Below are 19133 nucleotides of genomic sequence, written 5' to 3' on the forward strand. Positions count from 1 at the left end.
GCGAGCGACCCGCGGGACCCGCGGGATCGACCGATCGCGCGGGTCCTTACTCCGGGGTACCACCGCGCGGATCGGGCGCACAACGCGTTCGCGCGGAGTTGGTGCCAACTCGCCAGGGCTGCTCCGACGACCGCCCTATGCGAAGAGCCCGAGACGGTCGGGACGCCGCAAACGGGCGCCTCGGTCATCGGCGGCAGCGGGCCGCGGGTTGCCTCGCCCCTGCACGAAATGCCTGCCTGAGCAGCCGTTTCGGCGAATCGCCGTCTTGCTCCTGACGCAGAAGTGCCATGCCGCCGAAGGGCCGCCCCGTGAGAGATTTGCGGACGTAAGGGGGCCTCCACACGACCTCGGGTGCACGCGACGACCTCGGACCGGGTGGTGACGTCCGAGCAGCGTCCCCGTGGCCGGGATGAGAGGGCACGTCACCAGAAGTACTCCCGCGCCCGACCGCCCCGGGAAGGGGGCCACAGTCAGGAGCCCCCCAGCGGCTGTGGCCCCCGCTCGGCCCCGCAGACCTGTCAGGTCAGCGCAGCTGCGGGCGCACGTGCAGGCCGACCTCGGGGTCGACGAGCACCTCCTGCGAGGCGCGGATGTCGTCGGTGTCCAGCTCGGCGTCGAGCGGCACGTTGCGCTTGACCATGCCCAGGGCGATCGGGCCGAGCTCGTGGTGGCGGGCTGAGGTGCCCACGAAGCCGACGGTGCGGCCCGCCAGCAGCAGGTCGCTGCCCTGCGCCGGCAGCCGGTCGGCGGACCCGTCGAGGTGCAGCAGGGTGAGCCGGCGCGGCGGACGGCCCAGCGTGTGCACGCGCGCGACCGTCTCCTGGCCCCGGTAGCACCCCTTGTCCAGGTGCACGGCGTTGCCGATCCAGCCGGCCTCGTTGGGGATGGTGCGGTGGTCGGTGTCGAGACCCAGCCGGGGCTCGCCACGGGCGATCCGCAGCGCCTCGTAGGCGTAGAGCCCGCACGCCGGCCCAGCGGCCGCGGCGTACGCGGTGAGCTCATCGCGGGGCACGAACGAGTGCCCGCTGTACGGCGCGCCGCTCGTCCGCGCGGCGGGGCGCCAGGTGACGGCGAGCTCCTCGGTGAGGTCGGCGACCTCGACGCGCATCATGAAGCGCATCCGGTCCAGCCACTCGACGAGGGCGGGCGCCTCCCCGGGCTCGACGTGGGCGGTGAACGACTCGCCGTCGTCGACGCCGTACAACGCGTGCTCGACGTGGCCCTGCGGGCTGAGCACCAGGGTCGCGGTCCACACGCCCGGCTCGAGCCGCTCGAGGTGCTGGGAGGTCAGCGAGTGCAGCCAGCCCAGCCGGTCCGGGCCGGTGATCCGGACCACCCCGCGGTGGGAGAGGTCGACGAAGCCGTCGCCGGCCTCGAGGGTGCGCTGCTCGCCGTAGAACGAGCCGTAGTGCGCCGCGACGGGAGCGTCGACGCCGTCGCCGGAGACGGCGCCGGGCAGGTCGAGCAGGGGGCTGCGGGAACGGGTCATGGTGCCTGCATCCTCTCAGGGTCGGCGGCCGCACCGAAGTCCGCGGTGCGGGTGGGCACCCCGGTGAGCCGGGGCAGCACGCGATGCAGCAGCCCCTCGATCGCGGCGGCGGTCACCGAGGCGGCCTCGCGGCCACGGCCGAACGGGTCCGGCAGGTCGTCCTCGGCGGAAGGTGCGTGGAACGACGTGCGCAGCCCACGGAGCAGCTGCGTCGCGGTCGACCTGCCCGACTCCTCCGGCCGGCCCGACCTCCCCGTCGAGCCTGGGGCGGCCGGCTGGTCAGCGGGCACGGCGTCCAGCGTGCGGGCGAGCTGGCCGAGCGTGTAGATCTTGCGGAACAGCTCGGGCCGCTCGTCGAGCACGAACTGCCGGTGCATGCTCTCGGCGGTGAGCACGACGTCGGCCTGCTCGACCATCGACATGGTGAGCGGCCGGCTGCGGAAGCTGCCGGGGTCGGCCCCGCGCAGCCGGGCCTCCTCGGCCATCGGCGGGTCCATCTCCCGACCGGTGAAGCCGTGGGTGCCGGCGCTGGCGAGCTGCACGGCGTCCCGACCGCCCAGACCTCCCGGAGCCTCGAGCAGGTGCCGGGCCAGGACCTCGGCGTAGGCGGAGCGGCAGATGTTCGCGGTGCAGATGAACAGCACCCACATCGGTCGACCCGCTGCGCTCATCAGGCGATCACCCGGGCCAGCGTGGTCAGCACGACGTCCCGGCTGGGCGCACCCGCGGCCCGGGAGACCTCACGGCCCGCGGCGTCCAGGATCAGCGTCGTGGGAGTCCGCAGCACGCCCAGGCGGCGGACCAGCTCGAGGTGGTGCTCGGCGTCGACCTCGACGTGCTCCACGCCCGGCACCGTCGCGGCGACGTCGGTGAGCACCCGCCGGGTGACGCGGCACGGCGCGCAGAAGGCCGAGGAGAACTGCAGCAGCGTGGCCCGCTCGCCCAACACGTGGTCCAGGTCGCTGTCGGCCAGCACGCTCACCGGTTCCTGCCCTTCCGCTTCCGTGACGTCGGCTCCCTTCACGTGGTGGGTGCCGCGGAACCGGCCGTCGCGCGCGGCCCGGTAGAGGCCGAACGCGGTCGCCGCGACCAGCGCGACGACGAGGACCCAGGCACCTTGGCTCATGTTCGGATTCAACCACCGGCGGCCCGTCGGCATTCCGGGGGTCGCTGCCGCTGCCAGGGCCTATCGTCGGCGGGTGCCCGCCGCCCTCCTGCTCCTCGCCCTGGTCCTCGCGGCCGGAACGCTCGGTCGCACCGGCCGGCAGGGCGCGGTGGCCCTGGCGCTGCTCTCGGTGCTCTGGCTGCTGGCGAACTCCCCGATGGAGGGACCCACCCTCGTGCACGTGACCGGCTCTCACGGGCTCACCGGCGCCGACCTCACCGGTCTGGCCGGGCTCGCCCTGGCGCTCTGGCAGTGGCGCGAGACCTCCCACTGACCTGCCCGCGGGCGGGCTACTGCGGCGCGCGGGCGATGTTGACCAGCCAGCTGACGCCGTACCGGTCCGTGCACATCCCGAAGAGGTCGTTCCAGGGGGACTCCCCCAGCGGCATCGTCACCGTGCCGCCGTCGGACAGCCTGTCCCAGCAGCCGCGCAGCCGCGCCTCGTCCTCGGCCTCCCCGCTCAGCGAGACCGAGTGCGGGCCGCCGGGGGTGAAGTCCATCCGGTTCGGGGTGTCGGAGGCCATCAGCACGAGGCCGTCCTCGGTGACCAGCATCGCGTGCATGATCTTGTCGGCCTCGGCCGGGTCGTCGCTGGCCCGGAACTCGGCGAAGGTGCTGGTGGTCAGCTCGCCGCCGAGGACCGACTGGTAGAACTCCATCGCCTCACGGGCGTTGTCCCGGAAGCCGAGGTAGGGGTTGAGTCGTGCGGTCATGAGTGTGCTCCTCGCGTCGAAGGGTTCCTGCCAGGTATGACCGGACCTCGACGCCGGAGTCATCGCCCCCGGCAGGAACGCTCAGCCGCCGGCGAACGGCGGGAGCAGCTCGATGGTGTCCCCGGGGCGCACCGCCACCGCGGCCGGGTCGGCCGCCCCCACCGGACGGTCCCCGACCAGGACCGAGCAGACCCCCAGCACGTCGGGCAGCTTGGGCCGGTCCCGGTGCAGCCGGCGTACGTCGTCGAGCAGCTGCGCCAGTGACGTGCCGGAGCCGACCTCGACCCGGTCGGACTCCACCCCGGCGGCGGCGCGCGCGGCCGCCCAGTAGCGGACGACGACGGCGCCGGACTCGGACGGCTCGGACCCGGTGGTGCTCACCTTCGGTATCCTGCCTCATCGAGACCGTCGCCCCGCGACCCCCTCGACGAATCGGTCGGCTCAACGGCGAGCCGGAGGCTGATCCCCGAGAGCCCCCGTCCGGGAGGTGCGATGAGCGCCCTGCTGCTGCTGACGAGCACGACCCAGCCCTCCGCGGAGGTGCTGCCCGCCCTTGCCCTGCTGTCGCACTCCGTGAAGATCCTGCCCGCCGAGGGCAGCGCGCTGCTCGACGCCCCGGAGGTGGACCTCGTCCTCGTCGACGGGCGCCAGGACCTCGCTCACGCCCGCGACCTGTGCCGGCTGATCCGCACCACCGGCTCGGACAGCCCGGTGCTGCTGATCCTCACCGAGGGCGGCCTCGCGGTGGCCGCGGCCGACTGGGGCATGGACGACGTGCTGCTGCTGACCGCCGGCCCCGCCGAGGTCGACGCCCGGATCCGGCTCGCGATCGGCCGGCTGGCCGCGAGCCGGGACGCCGACAACCCCGAGGCGCACATCATCCGCTCCGGCGAGGTCAGCGTCGACGACGCGACGTACACCGCCAAGCTCGGCGGCCGGCCGCTGGACCTGACGTTCAAGGAGTTCGAGCTGCTGAAGTACCTCGTGCAGCACCCCGGCCGGGTGTTCACGCGCGACCAGCTGCTGCAGGAGGTGTGGGGCTACGACTACTTCGGCGGCACCCGCACCGTCGACGTGCACGTCCGGCGGCTGCGCGCCAAGCTCGGCCCCGAGAACGAGACGCTGATCGGCACCGTCCGCAACGTCGGCTACCGCTTCGTCCTGCCGCCCAAGGAGACCGCCACGGAGCGGGAGCCGGCCGACCGCTGAGGCCCCGGGCGGTGCCGGCCGCCGACGGCGGCGACATGGACGGTGACCCCCACCGGTGGGACCTCGGTCCTCCCGATGACAACCGGGCCACCTCACCGGGCCCGACCGGGTGAGTCGGAGCAGGGACCGGAGTAGGTCGTTGGGTGCAGCAGACCTCGCCGATCGGGTAATTCTGCGTCTCCCCTCGTTTGTCCCTGCCCGACATGGGGCCATATTCGAGGGAAGTCTTTGGGGGGCTGATATGAGCACAGTGATGGTGGTCGACGACGAGGAGCGCATCCGCGAGATGCTCACCCGGATGTTGACCTCGGAGGGACACACGACGGTCACCGCGACTGACGGCCTGCAGGCCCTGCAGGCGCTGGCGCGGCGAGACGTCGACCTGATTCTGCTGGACCTGGTGATGCCGAACAGTCACGGCATGCGGGTCCTGATGGACCTGCACGCGCGGGGCTCGACGACGCCTGTCATCGTGCTCTCCGCGGTCTCGGACGTCTCCGCGCGCGTCGAGGCGTTCGGCCTCGGCGCGGTCGACTTCGTCGGGAAGCCGTTCCACAGCGCGGAGCTGGTGGCCCGGGTAAGGCGCCACCTGACCGCGCGAGCGGTGCCCGCCACGATCCCACGGGTGCCGGAGCAGCGGAGAAAGCCCGAGGGCCGGTTCCTGGTCGCCGGCGGCATCGAGCTCGACCTCGACCGGCGCCGCGCACACCACCGCGGCCAGCAGGTCAGCCTGACCGAACGCGAGTTCTCGCTGCTGGCGCACCTGATGCGACGCCAGGGCGAGGTGTGCTCGCGCACCGAGCTGCTGCACAGCGTGTGGGGGCTCGATTTCGACCCGGGAACCAACGTGATCGAGGCCTGCGTGCGCCGGTTGCGCTGCAAGCTCCGCGAGCTCCCGGTCGAGACGGTCCGGTCGGTCGGGTACTGCTTCGACGCGGCGTGACGACGATCTCCGGGGCGGAGCTCGCGGAGCCCTCGGGCTTCCCGCGCCCCGCCCAGCGGCTCCTGGTCCCGTGGTTGGCGGTGTCGGCCGTCTGCTTCTGGTGGATGTGCACGACGCCCGGCGCGGAGGTGGTGCCCTACCACCTGGTCTGGATCACCTTCGCGCTCGCCTACGGCTTCGAGCCGTGGCCGGTGCCGAGGACGCTGATCTCGCTCACCGTCATCAGCGTGCTCACCGGCGGAGTGCTCGTCGCCCGGGCGGCTGACGGCGCGATGAACTGGGAGGAGACGACCGAGATCCCGCTGATGCTCGTGCTCGCGCTGCTGGTCGTCTGGCACGTCCAGCGACGTGCCGCCGTGACGCGCACCGCGGTCACGCTGGCACAGCGGGCGGCCACCGCGGCCACCCGGCGGGAATGGCTCGGTCGGCTCACCTCGCACGAGATGCGCACCCCGTTGACGATCGCCTCCGGGTACGTCGACCTGCTCTACGAGCGCGAGGACCGGCCGGACCGGCTCGCCGACCTGAGCGTCGTACGCGACGAGCTCGGCCGGCTGGCACGCGCCGGGGACCGGCTGCTTCGGATGATCCGGCTGCAGGACCCGCTGCCGCGCTCGCCCGTCGACATCGACGACCTGCTCGAGGAGACCGCACAGCGGTGGTCCTCGGTCGCGGCGCGCCGGTGGCTCGTCGAGACCAGCGCCGGCTCGGTGAGCGCCTCACCCGAACGGCTGCGGGCCTGCCTGGACACCCTGATCGAGAACGCGCTGCGCTACACCCGCGAGGAGGACACGGTGCGGCTGGTGGCCTTCCGCCACGACGGTCAGCTGTGGATGGGGGTGGCCGACTCCGGACCGGGCCTCACCGACGAGGTCGCGCGGCGGATCAACTCCCGTTCCTCGCGCACGTGGGAGGTCCCGGTGGAGGCGGCGAAGCCCGACCCGCTCTCCCGGACCGGCCTCGGGATCGGGCTGGTCCAGGACATCCTCGACTCACGGCGGGGGCGGGTGCTCGCCGGCCGGTCGCGCGAGGGCGGCGCCCTGGTCATGACGCGCTCCCCACTGCTGCTCTGACGCCACCGCGGGGCGCGCCGGCCCCGAGACCTGACCGCGCAGCATGCCCCGGAGCCCGAGCCCGGTCGAGAACGCCATCGTCAGCGCCATCACCACCCCGCCGAGCACACCGATCAGCACCATCAGCACCACCGGCTGACCGGCGTGCCACAACGGGGCGGCCACGGCCATGAAGGTCAGCAGCCCCAGCATCCAGGCCAGCGCGGTGACACCGACCCAGACACCCGAGCGCTGGAGGTGCCGGCGCAGCTCCAGCCACTGGAACGTCCCGATGGACAGGAGCATCACCAGGACGCCGACCGCTCCCAGGGTGCCGACCAGCGCCGTCGGCCAGGAGCGCCAGACCTCGGTGAACGTGCTCGGCGCCAGCCCGAGCAGCCAGACGAGAGCCGTCGACCCGGCGGTCAGGCCGATCCAGCGGTGCCGGTCCAGCCGAGGGAGCACCCCGCGCAGGACGCGGGCCTGGGACAGGCCGAGCAGGGCGCCCTCCACCGCGCCGGCGGCCACCATGGCGACGAGAAGCGGCAGACCCGACCCGTCGTGCAGCAGCACCGCCACGGTCGCGGGCACCGTGAAGCCGACCAGCTCACCGATCGTCACCGTGATCGTCCAGTCCCGCAGGGGCGCGTGCTGCCAGCTCACCCTTCCAGGCTGGCCGCGTCGCCCCGGTGCCGCAGCGGACCGAGGTAGGCAGCCTCGATGACCTTGGTCCTCCGCTGCGGCCGCCCGGCAGGCGGGGTCTCCCCGGGCGAGGTGGCGCGCTGAACCGGGATCGCCAGCACCGGCGGCGGCTCCGGGGAGCGCTCCGCGCGCCGCACCGCCGCCGGCAGCCCGTCCTCGAGCCGGGCCATCCACAGCAGGAACGCCAGGCCGGCCCACGGGAACACCGTCACCAGGGCCAGCACGCTCAGCAGGTCCATCTCGCCTCTTCCCCGGAGAACCTAGGGTGGGGCGCATGGGTCCCACCGAGCCGGCAGCCACCGACGACACCGCCAGGGCCGGCCACGTGACCCCGGTCGCGCTGGACGACTTCGACTGGTCCGCCGACTACGGGCCGGCGGCACGGCTGCGGACGACCCTCGAGGCCGCCACCAGCACCGACGGGGCGTCGCCGCTCGACGAGGCGGCGCTGCTCCGGCTGCGCCACGAGGGACTCGCCGGCTCCTCGCTGTGGCTGGGCGACCCACCGGCCGAGGGCTTCGCCTGGTTGCACGTCGAGGCCGGCGAGCTCGCCCTCGACGTGGCGGTCGACCCGGCGCACCGCCGGACCGGCCTGGGCACGGCACTGGTCGAGGCGGCGCTGGCCGGGACCGACCGGCTGCCGGTCAACGCCTGGGCCCACGGCAACCACCCGGGGGCGGCGGCGCTGGCGGCCGGCCACGGCTTCGAGCGGGTGCGCGACCTGTGGGTGATGAGGCGCCCCACGTCGCAGGAGCTGCCGCCGCTGCGTGACATCGACGGCATCGACGTACGCCCGTTCGTGCCGGGGCAGGACGAGGAGGCCTTCCTCGCGCTCAACGCCGAGGCCTTCGCCGGGCACCCCGAGCAGGGCCGGATGACCCGCGCGGACCTCGACCAGCGGATGGCCGAGGCGTGGTTCGACCCGGGCGGCTTCTTCGTCGCGGAGCCGTCCGACGACCGGGGGAACCTGATCGGCTTCCACTGGACCAAGGTGCACGACGAGTCCCCCGGCATCGGGGAGGTGTACGTCGTCGGAGTGTCGCCGCACGCGCAGGGCTCGGGTCTCGGCCGGTTGCTGACCCGGACCGGGCTGGACCACCTCGCGCGGCGCGGGCTCACGGAGGTGCTGCTCTACGTCGAGGCCGACAACGCGCCGGCCCGGGCGGTCTACGAGCGGCTGGGGTTCAGCCACGCCGACGCCGACACCCACGTCCAGTACCGCCGCGGCTGATCGGCGAGCCGGCGCCCCCGCGACTGCCGGCGCGACCGCGCCCACTGCCGGCGGCGGCCCGAGGGCGGCGGCCGGTCAGCCGTGCAGGGCGGACTTCAGCCGGTCGGCGATCTCGGTGACCGCGGCCCGCTGGGTCCGGCCGGCGCCGACGACGTTGAAGAAGCCGTGGATGAAGCCCGGGTAGCGGCGCAGCGACACCTCGAGGCCCTCGTCGAAGAGCCGGCGAGCCCACGCCTCGCCCTCGTCGCGCAGCGGGTCGAACCCGGCGGTCACCACCAGCGCCGGGGCGAGGCCCTCGGGGAGCTTCTCGGTGTAGGCGACCGAGACCAACGGGTCGCGCCGGTCGGTCCCCGGCGGCAGGTAGAGCTCGTCGGCGAGGTCGATGAACTCGTCGGTGAGGTAGAACCCGCGACCGAACATCGAGCGGCTGCCGGAGGGGTCCGCGAAGTTGGTGACCGGGTAGACCAGCAGCTGGAACCGGCACGGCACACCGGCCTCGGCGGCCTTGATCGCGACGACCGCCGACAGGTAGCCGCCGGCCGAGTCGCCGCCGACAGCGATCCGCGCCGGGTCAGCGCCCAGCGCGTCGGCGTGCTCGACCGCCCACTGGTAGGCCGCCCAGCTGTCGTCCACCGCGGCCGGGTACACGTGCTCGGGCGAGAGCCGGTAGTCCACCGCCAGCACGCGTACGTCGCCGCGCTCGGCCAGCAGCCGGCACGGGCCGTCGTGGCTCTCGAGGTCGCCGTAGATCATCCCGCCGCCGTGCAGGAACACCAGCAGCGGCGAGCGCTCCGCCCGGCCGAGCCGCGACCGGGGGTGTAGAGCCGGGCTGCGAGCGGACCCTCGGCGCCGGGGAACCGGAGGTCCTCGACGGTGCCGATCGGCAGGCCGCTGCCGGCCAGCCGGGACTGCCGCACGATCGCCCGGCGGCCGTGCTCGACCGGCAGCGTCTCCGCCGAGGCCTCGCGCAGCACCTCCTTGAGCCGCAGCAGCCACTGGGTCTCGACGTCGAGCACCTGACCGTCGAGAACGACCGGGCGGCCGGCGAGCCGGCGCATCAACGGCTCCGGCAGGGCCATCAGGGCCCGGAAGGCGGCAGCCTCGAGACGGGCGGGCGCAGGGGGTGCCATGCGGGCAACCTACCCGGAGCGTTACCACTCGTTCACGTGGCGGTGTCACGATGCAGGTATGACCGTCGACCGGCCGTTGTCCGTGGTTCCCGAAGAGACCTTCGAGATAGAGCCTCCCTACGACCTCGCTGCCGTCGACCTGCCCGAGGACCGGTTCCTCGACCGGGAGCTGTCGTGGCTGCACTTCAACACCCGGGTGCTCGAGCTCGCCGAGGACCCGAGCGTGCCGCTGCTGGAGCGGGTCCGGTTCCTGGCCATCTTCGCCACCAACCTCGATGAGTTCTTCATGGTCCGGGTGGCCGGCCTGAAGCGCCGGATCGCCGCCGGCGTGGCCGTGCCGGGGGCCTCGGGGCTGATGCCCCGTGAGGTGCTGGACCGGATCTGGGCCACCACCGGCGCGCTGATGCAGCGGCACGCCACGGTGTTCCGCGAGGAGATCGTGCCGCTGCTCGCCGAGCACGAGATCGAGGTGCTGCGCTGGGCCGAGCTCGACCGCGAGGAGCAGCGGCACTGCAAGAAGCTGTTCCGGGACCGGGTCTTCCCGGTGCTGACCCCGCTGGCGGTCGACCCGGCCCACCCGTTCCCCTACATCTCCGGGCTGTCGCTGAACCTCGCGGTGCTGGTCCGCAACCCGAAGACCGGCAAGGAGCACTTCGCCCGCGTGAAGGTGCCGCCGATCTTCAACCGGTTCGTGCCGGTCGGCGAGCTGCGGTTCGTGCCGCTCGAGGACGTCATCGCCGAGCACCTCAAGCGACTCTTCCCCGGCATGGAGGTGCTCGGCAGCCACACCTTCCGGGTCACCCGCAACGAGGACCTCGAGGTCGAGGAGGACGACGCGGAGAACCTGCTCGCGGCGCTCGAGAAGGAGCTGCTGCGCCGCCGGTTCGGTCCGCCGGTGCGCCTCGAGGTCGAGGACACCATGGACGACCACATCCTCGAGCTGCTGGTCAGCGAGCTCGGGGTCTCCGCGGCCGAGGTGGTCCGGCTGACCGGACCGCTGGACCTCAGCGGTCTCAACGACATCGCCGACATCGACCGGGCGGAGCTGAAGTTCCCCGCGTTCGTGCCGTCCACCCACACCCAGCTCGCGCCGGTCGAGTCGGCCTCCCCGGTCGACGTCTTCAAGGCGTTGAAGCGCAACGACGTACTCCTGCACCACCCTTATGACTCGTTCGCCACCTCGGTGCAGCGCTTCATCGAGCAGGCCGCCGCCGACCCGCAGGTGCTGGCGATCAAGCAGACGCTCTACCGCACCTCCGGCGACTCCCCGATCATCGACGCCCTCGTCGACGCCGCCGACGCCGGCAAGCAGGTGCTGGTGCTCGTGGAGATCAAGGCCCGCTTCGACGAGCAGGCCAACATCCGCTGGGCGCGCAAGCTCGAGCACGCCGGCTGCCACGTGGTCTACGGCCTGGTCGGCCTGAAGACGCACTGCAAGCTGGCGATGGTGGTCCGCGACGAGCCGGAGGGGATCCGCCGCTACGTGCACATCGGCACCGGCAACTACAACCCCAAGACCGCGCGGATGTACGAAGACTTCGGGCTGCTCACCGCCCACGACGGGATCGGCGAGGACGTCGCGCACCTGTTCAACAACCTCTCCGGCTTCTCCCGCAACGCGACCTACGAGAACCTGCTGGTCGCCCCGGACTCGGTGCGCAGCGGGCTGCTCGCACAGGTCGAGCAGGAGATCGTCCACCACGGCGCCGGCCGGCCCGCCCGGATCCGGATCAAGGCCAACTCCATCGTCGACGAGGCCACCATCGACGCGCTCTACCGCGCCTCGCGGGCCGGCGTGCCGGTCGACCTGCTCACGCGCGGGATCTGCGCGCTGAAGCCCGGCGTCCCCGGGCTCTCCGAGACCGTGCGCGTCCGCTCGGTCCTCGGCCGCTTCCTCGAGCACAGCCGGATCTTCTGGTTCGAGAACGGCGGAGCGCCGCGCACCTGGATCGGCTCGGCCGACCTGATGCACCGCAACCTCGACCGCCGCGTCGAGGCCCTCGTCGAGCTGCCGGGCAGCCGCCAGGTCGACGAGGTGGGCCGGCTGCTCGACCTCTCCTTCGACGACGGTACGGCGTCGTGGTGGCTCGAGGCCGACGGCACCTGGACCCGCCACCACCGGGCCGAGGACGGCACCGCGCTGCGCGACCTGCAGTCGACGCTGATCGCCACCAAGCGCCGCCGCCGGAGCTCGTCGCCTTCGTGAGGTTCGCCCGCCAACGAGCGGGTTGTCGTAAAAAGTGTCGATGAACCCTCAAGTGCCGCTCCGGGGACGCCGAACCTCCCTGTGACGGAACCTGCCGCCGCACCCGTGCAGGTCGCCGTGAGTTCACCACAGATGTCGACGTTACCCACCGAAGCGTGGGAGTCAGCGGCTTGCTGGGAGGCACAGCCGACGACCACCTTCACCAGGCCTTGGGAGGGGCCTCAGTGATGACTGCTGCCAACGCATGGATGCGTCACGCCCTCACGACGGTCGCCGCGGTGCTGGCGACGACCCTCGTCGCCGCCGGCCTCGTCATGGCCACCAGCTCGACGGCCACCGCGAGCGAGTCGATCGCGACGCGCTGGACGCCGGACACCTACGAGAAGAAGGTGCGGTCGTGGATCAACCACGAGCGCGCCGCCCACGGCATGTCCCAGCTGACCTTCGTCAAGTGCGCGACCCGCACGGCCACCAAGTGGTCGCAGCACCTCGCCGACACCGACGAGTTCTACCACCAGGACATGGGCCACGTGCTCGACGCCTGCAACGCCTACTACGCCGGTGAGACCCTCGGCCGCGGCAACATCAGCCCCCGCCGGCTGGTCCACCTGTGGATGGACTCCCCCGGCCACCGGGCGGTGCTGCTGTCCAAGTACGCCCAGCGGGTCGGCATCGGGTCGATGGTGGACAGCCACGGCCAGTGGCTCACCGCCGCGAACTTCGTCAAGCTCTGACCCTCCCGCCGGCACCCGACGAGCGTCGGACCCGGCACCACCGGCTCGCACCCACCCAGACGAAGCCGCCCCCGGTCCTGCCCGGGAGCGGCTTCGTCGCGTTCCCGGCGGGCCAGCCAGGCGCGGCGGGCTCAGCAGGTGGCGAACAGGAGCGGGCCGCTGGTGATGTCGCTGAACACGAAGCCGGCCCGGGGCCGCGGGGTGAGCTCGAGCCGCACCACGCGGCCGTCGGCCTCACCGGCGCTCACCCGGAACCGGTCGGTGAACGACCCGCCCTGACCGACCGCCCGCCCGGCCGCGAGGTCGACCCGGGCCTGCAGGTCCTCGGAGGCCTGCTCGTCGGACTCGAAGGCCATCGCGACGCCCAGCGTGCCGTCGGCCTCCCGGGCGATCAGCAGCCCGGTCAGCGGGTGCACGCCGCCGGCCTCCCGCACCAGCGCCGCGGCCGCCTGCTGGTCCTCCTCGTCGGCGCGCGCCATCGACACGTCCGCGCAGGCGAAGTCGCCGGCCCACAGCACCGCGGTCACCGGCGCCCCGCCGGCGACCGCGGCCACCACCCCGTCGGCCCGGAGTGCAGGCGCGTCGCCGCGCACCACCTCCGCGGCGGCGGACACCGACCCGGGGGCGTCCGACATCAGCACCAGCCCGTCCTCCGGCAGCACCGCGACGTTCTGCTGCACCGGCGTGAGCTCGGGGTCGAGCGCCGCGACGAGGTCGGCCGACCCGGCCCAGGTGCCCCCGCTCCCGGCTCCTCCGGCCGGCTCGGCGTACCCGAGGGTGCGGAGCCGGCGCTCGACACCGCCCAGGTCGGTGCCGTCGTCGAAGGCGAGCACCACCACCTGGCCCTGCTCCCCCTGCCCGAGGGCCTCCCAGCGAGCCTCCAGCGGCGAGAAGCCGAACCGGTGCTCCAGCGCGTAGGTGGACCCGGCCAGCGCCGAGGTGGAGGTCAGGTCCTGCTCGAAGGCCCGGTCGAGGAAGGCCGAGACCTGCCGCGGCGCGGAGCCGGCGTCGAGGTCCTCGCCGCCGGCGGCGGAGCGCACCGCCGCCCAGTCGGTGTACGTCGCGCGCAGCACGTCCTGGGGCAGGGTGCCGACCGCCCGCTCGAGGTCGTCGGGCCGGTCCAGCAGGCGCCGGGCGACCAGGCCCGCCGCCACCAGCACGGCCACCAGCGCCAGCGTCGCGACACCGGTCACCAGCACCCGGGCCCGTCTCTGCACGCTGGACCCGCCTTCCGGTTGCGGCCTCGTCGTCCCACCATCGGCCGGGGTGGTGTGAGACTAACCCCGTGCGCACCCCGGACACCGACCAGGAGATCGTGGCGGCCGGTGCCGTCGTCGCCCGCAAAGGCCCCCGCGGTCCGCAGGTGCTGCTGGTGCACCGGCCCAAGTACGACGACTGGTCGTTCCCCAAGGGCAAGCTCGACCCCGGCGAGCACGCCCTCGCCGCCGCGGTGCGCGAGATCGCGGAGGAGACCGGGCTCGACGTCCGGCTGGAGGCCCCGCTGAGCGACCAGCAGTACCTCGTCGGCAACGGCACCGTGCGCCCCAAGCGGGTGCACTACTGGGTCGGGCGGCCGGTCGGCCACGACGACCTGTCCCGCTACCAGCGCAACGCCGAGATCGACGAGCTCGACTGGTTCGACGCCGACGACGCCGCCAAGCAGCTCACCCGCGACCTGGATCGGGCGACCCTGGAGGAGTTCCTGGCGGCGCCGCGACGCACCACCCCGCTGGTCGTGCTGCGGCACGCCAAGGCCCGGCCGCGGCGCAGCTGGACCGCCGACGACCGGGAGCGGCCGCTCACCGACCTCGGCGAGCGGCAGTCCGACGAGCTGGTCCCGATGCTGGCGGCGTACGGCGTCCGCCGGATCGTCAGCTCCTCCAGCCGCCGGTGCTGGACCAGCCTGGCCCCCTACGCCCACGTCACCGAGACCGACCTCGAGGTCACCGACGCGCTGTCGGAGGAGGACGCCACCGCCGACGGCGTCGCCACGGTCGTGGCCGACCTGATGGACTCCAAGCGGCCGGCCGTCCTGTGCACCCACCGGCCGGTGCTGCCGCACGTGCTCGCCGCCCTGGAGCTGCCGCCGCGGCGGCTGGAGACCGCCGGGATGCTAGTCGTCCACCACCGCGGCACCGAGGTGGTCGCCGTCGAGCTGCACGAGGCCGGCCTCCGCAGCTGAGCCGGCCCGCACGGCGCTGACCCCGGGCTGACCCGTGGCTTGACCCGGGGGCTGACCGAGCCTGACCCGGGGCTGACACGGGGCTGACCTGCGACGATGGCACGGCGACACGCCGTTGTTCACGTGCCGGCCGTCTGCCCGCTCGCCGGCCGTAGCCCAAACGGCGCGCAGCGTTCACCCTCCGTTCACCCGGTGCGGACGGTCGCTTCACCTGCGGTCCCTAACTTCGGCCACGTAAGCAACTCAACGTGTCTCGGAACAGATCACAGGAGACTTGAAGTGAACACCACTTCCATCCGCCGGCTCGCGGCCCCCGCCGCGCTCCTGGCTCTCGGCCTCAGCCTCACCGCGTGCGGCGCAGCGAACGAGCAGCCTGCCGCCGGCGCCGAGGGCGGCAGCGACAGCAGCCTCTCCGGAACCCTCAACGGGGCCGGATCGAGCGCGCAGGAAGCCGCCCAGGGAGCCTGGCAGGCCGGCTTCCAGCAGGCCAACCCCGACGTCACCGTCAACTACGACCCGGTCGGCTCGGGCGGCGGCCGCGAGCAGTTCATCGCCGGCGGCACCGCCTTCGCCGGCTCCGACGCCTACCTCAGCGAGGAGGACGGCGAGGTCAAGGGCGCGCAGGACCGCTGCAACGGCGAGCCCGCCATCGAGATCCCCGACTACGTCAGCCCGATCGCGCTCATCTACAACCTCGACGGCGTCGACGAGCTGAAGCTCGACCCCGCCACGGTCGCCGGCATCTTCGCCGGTGACATCACCAAGTGGAACGACCCGGCGATCACCGCGACGAACCCGGACGCCGACCTCCCGGACGCCGCGATCAACCCGGTGCACCGCGCTGACGACTCCGGCACCACCGACAACTTCACCTCCTACCTCTCGGCGGCCGACCCGGACGTCTGGACCTACGGTGAGGTCGGCGAGTGGCCGATCAAGAGCGGCGAGGCCGCCAACGGCACCTCGGGTGTCGTGTCCGCGGTGCAGAACGGCTCGAACTCGATCGGCTACGCCGACGCCAGCCAGGCCGGCGACCTCGGTGTCGCCGAGGTGAAGGTCGGCGACGAGTACGTCGGCCCCAGCGCCGAGGCTGCCGCCAAGGTGCTCGAGATCTCCCCGCGCGTGGAGGGCCGCTCGGACGTCAGCATGGCGGTCGACCTGGACCGGAACACCACCGAGTCCGGCGCCTACCCGATCGTGCTCACCTCCTACCTGATCGCCTGCCAGACCTACGACGACCAGCAGACCGCCGACCTGGTCAAGGGCTACCTGACCTACGTCGTGAGCGACGAGGGCCAGCAGGCCGCGGCCGACACCGCCGGCTCCGCGCCGCTCTCGGACTCGCTGCAGGAAGAGGCCCAGGGCATCATCGACGGGATCTCCGCCAAGAGCTGACGCACCCACAGCACGGGGGAACACGGTCCGCGCCGACAGCAACCGCTGTCGGCGCGGACCAAGCCCGTTCACCGGGCAGTGCCGTGACCGGGGTCACGGACGGTGGCCGTAGGGTCAGCGACGGAGCCCGGTCGGACCAGACGAACTGAAGGAACGAGGAGACAGTGGCTACCGTCACGACCTCTCAGCCGAGGCGCACGCGACAGCGCCGCGGTGACCTTGTCTTCGCGGGCGCGACCCGCGTGGCGGCGCTGACCATGGTGCTCGCCCTCGCCGGCGTGGCGGTCTTCCTGACCGCGGAGGGGCTACCGGCGATCGGCGCCCCCGCCGACGACATGGGCGGCGCGAGCTCGCTGGTCGCCTACATCTGGCCGCTGCTGTTCGGCACGCTGCTCTCGGCGGTGATCGCGCTGCTGATCGCGGCGCCGCTCTCGCTCGGCGTCGCCCTGGTGATCTCCCACTACGCGCCGCGGCGGCTCTCCAAGCCGGTCGGCTACCTGATCGACCTGCTGGCCGCCGTACCCTCCGTCGTCTACGGCCTCTGGGGGCTGGCCTTCCTGGGCCCGTTCCTGGGCGACCTGTACGCCTGGCTGGCGAAGTACCTCGGCTTCATCCCGCTCTTCGAGGGGCCGGCCTCCGACACCGGCCGGACCATCCTCACCGCCGGGGTCGTGCTGGCGATCATGGCGCTGCCGATCATCACCGCGATCTGTCGCGAGGTGTTCACCCAGACCCCGTCGCTGCACCAGGAGGCGGCGCTCGCCCTCGGCGCGACCCGCTGGGAGATGATCCGGATGGCGGTGCTGCCCTACGCCCGCTCCGGGATCATCTCCGCGCTGATGCTCGGCCTGGGCCGCGCGCTCGGCGAGACGATGGCGGTGGCGATGGTGCTCTCGGCGAACCGGATCATCACCTTCGACCTGATCTCCACGCTGAGCCCGTCGACGATCGCCGCGAACATCGCCAACGGCTTCCCCGAGGCGACCGGCCTCGGCGTGAACGTGCTGATCGCCAGCGGCCTAGTGCTCTTCGTGATCACGTTCGCGGTGAACTTCGCCGCCCGCGCCATCGTGGCCCGCAGCGACCGGAAGGTGTCCTGATGACCACCGTCGAGAGCCGCCGCGCCGAGGCCGACCAGTCGCCGCACCTGCCGCTCACGCACGCGAAGCTGCCGCGCTGGGCCCCTCTCCTCGTGGCGGTCGTCGCCGCGGCCGCCGCCGGCCTGCTGGTCGTGCTGATGGGCTGGGGCCCGGTGGCCTTCGCCTGCCTGGCGGTGCTGCTGTACGGCGTCGCACTGCCCGTCTGGTCCCGCCTGGTGGAGAACCGGCGCGCCGCGACCGACCGGCTGGTCACCACCCTGGTCTGGGTCGCGTTCAGCCTCGCGGTCATCCCGCTGCTCTCGCTGCTGTGGACCGTGCTCAAGAACGGCGTGCCCGCGCTCTCCGCTGAGTTCTTCACCTACTCGATGCGCAACGTGGTCGGTGAGGGCGGCGGCATCTACCACGCCATCATGGGCACGCTGCTGATCACCGGCGCCGCCGCCCTCATGTCGGTGCCGATCGGGCTGCTCACCGGGATCTACCTTGTGGAGTACGGCGCCGGCAACCGGATGGCGCGGATCATCACCTTCCTCGTCGACGTGATGACCGGCATCCCCTCGATCGTGGCCGGCCTCTTCGCCTACGCGCTGTTCGTGCTGTTCTTCGGGCCGGGGGTCCGGGTCGGCATCGGCGGCGCGGTGGCGCTGTCGATCCTGATGATCCCGATCGTGGTCCGCTCCACCGAGGAGATGCTCAAGCTGGTCCCCCACGACCTCCGCGAGGCGTCGTACGCCCTCGGCGTGCCGAAGTGGCGCACCATCACCAAGGTGGTGCTGCCGACCGCGATGGCCGGCCTGATCACCGGCATCATGCTCGCCGTCGCCCGCGTGGCCGGCGAGACCGCGCCGCTGCTGATCATCGCCGGGTCCACCGACTCGGTGAACTTCAACCTGTTCGGCGAGCGGATGATGACGCTGCCGGTGTTCACCTACTACTCCTACATGCAGCCCGGCGTCCCACCCGAGTTCGGCCAGGAGCGCGCCTGGGGGGCCGCGCTCGTGCTGATCGCGATCGTGATGACGCTGAACCTGCTGGCCCGGGCACTCGGGCGTTACTTCTCCCCAAGACCGGTCGCTGAACGACCCCGTGAGGAACTGACATGGCCAAGAGCATCGACGTCTCCGACCTCGACATCTACTACGGCGACTTCAAGGCCGTCGAGGGTGTCTCGATGACCATCCCCGCCCGCTCCGTGACCGCCCTGATCGGGCCCTCCGGCTGCGGCAAGTCGACGTTCCTGCGGTCGTTGAACCGGATGCACGAGGTGATCCCCGGCGCCCGGGTCGAGGGCAAGATCGTCATCGACGGCCAGGACCTCTACGGCGCCGACGTCGACCCGGTCGAGGTACGACGGATGGTCGGCATGGTCTTCCAGCGGCCGAACCCGTTCCCGACGATGTCGATCTACGAGAACGTGCTGGCCGGGTCCCGGCTGAACAGCAAGCGGATGCCGAAGGCAGAGGCCGACGGCCTCGTGGAGCGGTCGCTGCGCGGCGCGAACCTGTGGACCGAGGTCAAGGACCGGCTGAACAAGCCCGGCGGCGGCCTCTCCGGCGGCCAGCAGCAGCGGCTGTGCATCGCCCGCGCGATCGCCGTCGAGCCGCAGGTGCTGCTCATGGACGAGCCCTGCTCGGCGCTCGACCCGATCTCCACCTCGGCGATCGAGGACCTGATCCACGACCTGAAGTCGGACTACACGATCGTGATCGTGACCCACAACATGCAGCAGGCCGCCCGGGTCTCGGAGGACACCGGCTTCTTCAACCTGTCCGCGGCCGGCAAGCCCGGTCGGCTGGTCGAGATGAACCCGACCCGGAAGATCTTCTCCAACCCCGACGAAGAGGCCACGGAGGCCTACATCTCGGGTCGCTTCGGCTGATCC

Annotated in this window: 22 protein-coding genes; 12 read left to right on the forward strand and 10 right to left on the reverse strand. The window is 72.5% G+C overall.

Going from position 1 to position 19133, the window contains the following annotated elements:
• Positions 1-523: 523 nt before the first annotated feature.
• The 3 genes from ygfZ to H9L09_RS06610 are packed head-to-tail and all read right to left on the reverse strand — an operon-like array spanning position 524 to position 2615.
• Positions 524-1489 carry a CAF17-like 4Fe-4S cluster assembly/insertion protein YgfZ gene (gene ygfZ / locus H9L09_RS06600; RefSeq protein WP_187579886.1) on the reverse strand — a complete coding sequence of 322 codons (966 nt, stop codon included), beginning with the start codon at positions 1487-1489 and terminating at the stop codon, positions 524-526.
• Positions 1486-2160, reverse strand: a complete 675-nt coding sequence (locus H9L09_RS06605) for an arsenate reductase/protein-tyrosine-phosphatase family protein (RefSeq protein ID WP_187579887.1) — start codon at positions 2158-2160, stop codon at positions 1486-1488. Before H9L09_RS06605 ends, ygfZ begins: the two co-directional genes overlap by 4 nt.
• The gene (locus H9L09_RS06610; protein ID WP_187579888.1) at positions 2160-2615 is read right to left on the reverse strand and encodes a TlpA family protein disulfide reductase; all 456 of its coding nucleotides are present in this window, start codon (positions 2613-2615) and stop codon (positions 2160-2162) included. The genes H9L09_RS06605 and H9L09_RS06610 overlap by 1 nt, the downstream gene beginning before the upstream one ends.
• Positions 2616-2688: 73 nt before the next feature.
• On the opposite strand from H9L09_RS06610, the gene H9L09_RS06615 reads away from it, so the two are divergent.
• Entirely contained in the window at positions 2689-2928 is a 240-nt protein-coding gene (locus tag H9L09_RS06615) for a hypothetical protein (RefSeq protein ID WP_187579889.1), read from the forward strand.
• Between the two features lie 16 nt (positions 2929-2944).
• Here the strand turns inward: H9L09_RS06615 and H9L09_RS06620 are convergent, their stop codons facing one another.
• The gene (locus H9L09_RS06620) at positions 2945-3367 is read right to left on the reverse strand and encodes a VOC family protein (protein WP_187579890.1); all 423 of its coding nucleotides are present in this window, start codon (positions 3365-3367) and stop codon (positions 2945-2947) included.
• 81 nt (positions 3368-3448) lie between these two features.
• The gene (locus tag H9L09_RS06625) at positions 3449-3748 is read right to left on the reverse strand and encodes a MoaD/ThiS family protein (protein WP_187579891.1); all 300 of its coding nucleotides are present in this window, start codon (positions 3746-3748) and stop codon (positions 3449-3451) included.
• 111 nt (positions 3749-3859) lie between these two features.
• Here H9L09_RS06625 and H9L09_RS06630 point away from each other — a divergent pair, with 111 nt between their 5' ends.
• The 3 genes from H9L09_RS06630 to H9L09_RS06640 all read left to right on the forward strand — a co-directional run bounded on the left by H9L09_RS06630 (position 3860) and on the right by H9L09_RS06640 (position 6592).
• A complete protein-coding gene (locus H9L09_RS06630) occupies positions 3860-4576 on the forward strand; it encodes a winged helix-turn-helix transcriptional regulator (protein ID WP_187579892.1) in 717 nt (238 codons plus the stop codon).
• Between the two features lie 241 nt (positions 4577-4817).
• Positions 4818-5519 carry a response regulator transcription factor gene (locus tag H9L09_RS06635; protein WP_187579893.1) on the forward strand — a complete coding sequence of 234 codons (702 nt, stop codon included), beginning with the start codon at positions 4818-4820 and terminating at the stop codon, positions 5517-5519.
• Positions 5516-6592, forward strand: coding sequence for a sensor histidine kinase (locus H9L09_RS06640; RefSeq protein ID WP_187579894.1), 1077 nt, complete (start codon positions 5516-5518; stop codon positions 6590-6592). The genes H9L09_RS06635 and H9L09_RS06640 overlap by 4 nt, the downstream gene beginning before the upstream one ends.
• Here the strand turns inward: H9L09_RS06640 and H9L09_RS06645 are convergent.
• Both H9L09_RS06645 and H9L09_RS06650 read right to left on the reverse strand, forming a co-directional pair.
• The gene (locus H9L09_RS06645) at positions 6512-7234 is read right to left on the reverse strand and encodes a hypothetical protein (RefSeq protein WP_187579895.1); all 723 of its coding nucleotides are present in this window, start codon (positions 7232-7234) and stop codon (positions 6512-6514) included. The genes H9L09_RS06640 and H9L09_RS06645 overlap by 81 nt on opposite strands.
• Positions 7231-7512, reverse strand: coding sequence for a hypothetical protein (locus H9L09_RS06650; RefSeq protein ID WP_187579896.1), 282 nt, complete (start codon positions 7510-7512; stop codon positions 7231-7233). Before H9L09_RS06650 ends, H9L09_RS06645 begins: the two co-directional genes overlap by 4 nt.
• 35 nt (positions 7513-7547) lie before the next feature.
• Here H9L09_RS06650 and mshD point away from each other — a divergent pair, with 35 nt between their 5' ends.
• Positions 7548-8504 carry a mycothiol synthase gene (gene mshD, locus H9L09_RS06655; RefSeq protein WP_187579897.1) on the forward strand — a complete coding sequence of 319 codons (957 nt, stop codon included), beginning with the start codon at positions 7548-7550 and terminating at the stop codon, positions 8502-8504.
• A 75-nt stretch (positions 8505-8579) separates the two neighbouring features.
• On the opposite strand, the gene H9L09_RS06660 is transcribed toward mshD, so the two are convergent.
• Both H9L09_RS06660 and H9L09_RS21950 read right to left on the reverse strand, forming a co-directional pair.
• Positions 8580-9278 (reverse strand): alpha/beta hydrolase, encoded by a 699-nt coding sequence (locus tag H9L09_RS06660; RefSeq protein WP_246456325.1) that lies wholly within the window; start codon positions 9276-9278, stop codon positions 8580-8582.
• Positions 9254-9634 carry a hypothetical protein gene (locus H9L09_RS21950; RefSeq protein ID WP_246456326.1) on the reverse strand — a complete coding sequence of 127 codons (381 nt, stop codon included), beginning with the start codon at positions 9632-9634 and terminating at the stop codon, positions 9254-9256. Before H9L09_RS21950 ends, H9L09_RS06660 begins: the two co-directional genes overlap by 25 nt.
• Before the next feature lie 58 nt (positions 9635-9692).
• On the opposite strand from H9L09_RS21950, the gene H9L09_RS06665 reads away from it, so the two are divergent.
• Together H9L09_RS06665 and H9L09_RS06670 are read left to right on the forward strand one after the other, a co-directional pair.
• Positions 9693-11840, forward strand: coding sequence for an RNA degradosome polyphosphate kinase (locus H9L09_RS06665; RefSeq protein WP_187579898.1), 2148 nt, complete (start codon positions 9693-9695; stop codon positions 11838-11840).
• 227 nt (positions 11841-12067) lie between these two features.
• Entirely contained in the window at positions 12068-12574 is a 507-nt protein-coding gene (locus H9L09_RS06670) for a CAP domain-containing protein (RefSeq protein ID WP_187579899.1), read from the forward strand.
• Between the two features lie 131 nt (positions 12575-12705).
• Here H9L09_RS06670 and H9L09_RS06675 read toward each other — a convergent pair whose 3' ends face one another.
• Positions 12706-13791, reverse strand: a complete 1086-nt coding sequence (locus tag H9L09_RS06675) for a hypothetical protein (protein ID WP_187579900.1) — start codon at positions 13789-13791, stop codon at positions 12706-12708.
• A 68-nt stretch (positions 13792-13859) separates the two neighbouring features.
• Between H9L09_RS06675 and H9L09_RS06680 the strand changes: the two genes are divergently transcribed.
• The 5 genes from H9L09_RS06680 to pstB all read left to right on the forward strand — a co-directional run bounded on the left by H9L09_RS06680 (position 13860) and on the right by pstB (position 19130).
• A complete protein-coding gene (locus H9L09_RS06680; protein WP_187579901.1) occupies positions 13860-14756 on the forward strand; it encodes an NUDIX hydrolase in 897 nt (298 codons plus the stop codon).
• Positions 14757-15035: 279 nt separating this feature from the next.
• Positions 15036-16151: a phosphate ABC transporter substrate-binding protein PstS gene (pstS, locus tag H9L09_RS06685; RefSeq protein ID WP_223164232.1), complete on the forward strand. Its 1116-nt coding sequence runs from the start codon at positions 15036-15038 to the stop codon at positions 16149-16151.
• Positions 16152-16315: 164 nt separating this feature from the next.
• Complete coding sequence (gene pstC, locus H9L09_RS06690) at positions 16316-17251, forward strand: phosphate ABC transporter permease subunit PstC (RefSeq protein WP_246456327.1); 936 nt, start codon at positions 16316-16318, stop codon at positions 17249-17251.
• Positions 17251-18426: a phosphate ABC transporter permease PstA gene (gene pstA, locus H9L09_RS06695; protein WP_187579903.1), complete on the forward strand. Its 1176-nt coding sequence runs from the start codon at positions 17251-17253 to the stop codon at positions 18424-18426. Before pstC ends, pstA begins: the two co-directional genes overlap by 1 nt.
• The gene (gene pstB / locus H9L09_RS06700; protein ID WP_187579904.1) at positions 18351-19130 is read left to right on the forward strand and encodes a phosphate ABC transporter ATP-binding protein PstB; all 780 of its coding nucleotides are present in this window, start codon (positions 18351-18353) and stop codon (positions 19128-19130) included. Before pstA ends, pstB begins: the two co-directional genes overlap by 76 nt.
• The last annotated feature ends 3 nt before the right edge of the window (positions 19131-19133 follow it).

It is taken from the genome of Nocardioides mesophilus (assembly GCF_014395785.1).
GTDB lineage: Bacteria > Actinomycetota > Actinomycetes > Propionibacteriales > Nocardioidaceae > Nocardioides_B > Nocardioides_B mesophilus.

What these genes read in the sequence shown, in the direction of transcription:
- pstB (WP_187579904.1), top strand. Translation starts at nt 18,351, where the DNA reads ATGGCCAAGAGCATCGACGTCTCCGACCTCGACATCTACTACGGCGAC.
- H9L09_RS06650 (WP_187579896.1), bottom strand. Translation starts at nt 7,512, where the DNA reads ATGGACCTGCTGAGCGTGCTGGCCCTGGTGACGGTGTTCCCGTGGGCC.
- H9L09_RS06620 (WP_187579890.1), bottom strand. Translation starts at nt 3,367, where the DNA reads ATGACCGCACGACTCAACCCCTACCTCGGCTTCCGGGACAACGCCCGT.
- H9L09_RS06665 (WP_187579898.1), top strand. Translation starts at nt 9,693, where the DNA reads ATGACCGTCGACCGGCCGTTGTCCGTGGTTCCCGAAGAGACCTTCGAG.
- H9L09_RS06630 (WP_187579892.1), top strand. Translation starts at nt 3,860, where the DNA reads ATGAGCGCCCTGCTGCTGCTGACGAGCACGACCCAGCCCTCCGCGGAG.
- H9L09_RS21950 (WP_246456326.1), bottom strand. Translation starts at nt 9,634, where the DNA reads ATGGCACCCCCTGCGCCCGCCCGTCTCGAGGCTGCCGCCTTCCGGGCC.
- pstA (WP_187579903.1), top strand. Translation starts at nt 17,251, where the DNA reads ATGACCACCGTCGAGAGCCGCCGCGCCGAGGCCGACCAGTCGCCGCAC.
- H9L09_RS06610 (WP_187579888.1), bottom strand. Translation starts at nt 2,615, where the DNA reads ATGAGCCAAGGTGCCTGGGTCCTCGTCGTCGCGCTGGTCGCGGCGACC.
- H9L09_RS06635 (WP_187579893.1), top strand. Translation starts at nt 4,818, where the DNA reads ATGAGCACAGTGATGGTGGTCGACGACGAGGAGCGCATCCGCGAGATG.
- H9L09_RS06670 (WP_187579899.1), top strand. Translation starts at nt 12,068, where the DNA reads ATGACTGCTGCCAACGCATGGATGCGTCACGCCCTCACGACGGTCGCC.
- mshD (WP_187579897.1), top strand. Translation starts at nt 7,548, where the DNA reads ATGGGTCCCACCGAGCCGGCAGCCACCGACGACACCGCCAGGGCCGGC.
- H9L09_RS06605 (WP_187579887.1), bottom strand. Translation starts at nt 2,160, where the DNA reads ATGAGCGCAGCGGGTCGACCGATGTGGGTGCTGTTCATCTGCACCGCG.
- ygfZ (WP_187579886.1), bottom strand. Translation starts at nt 1,489, where the DNA reads ATGACCCGTTCCCGCAGCCCCCTGCTCGACCTGCCCGGCGCCGTCTCC.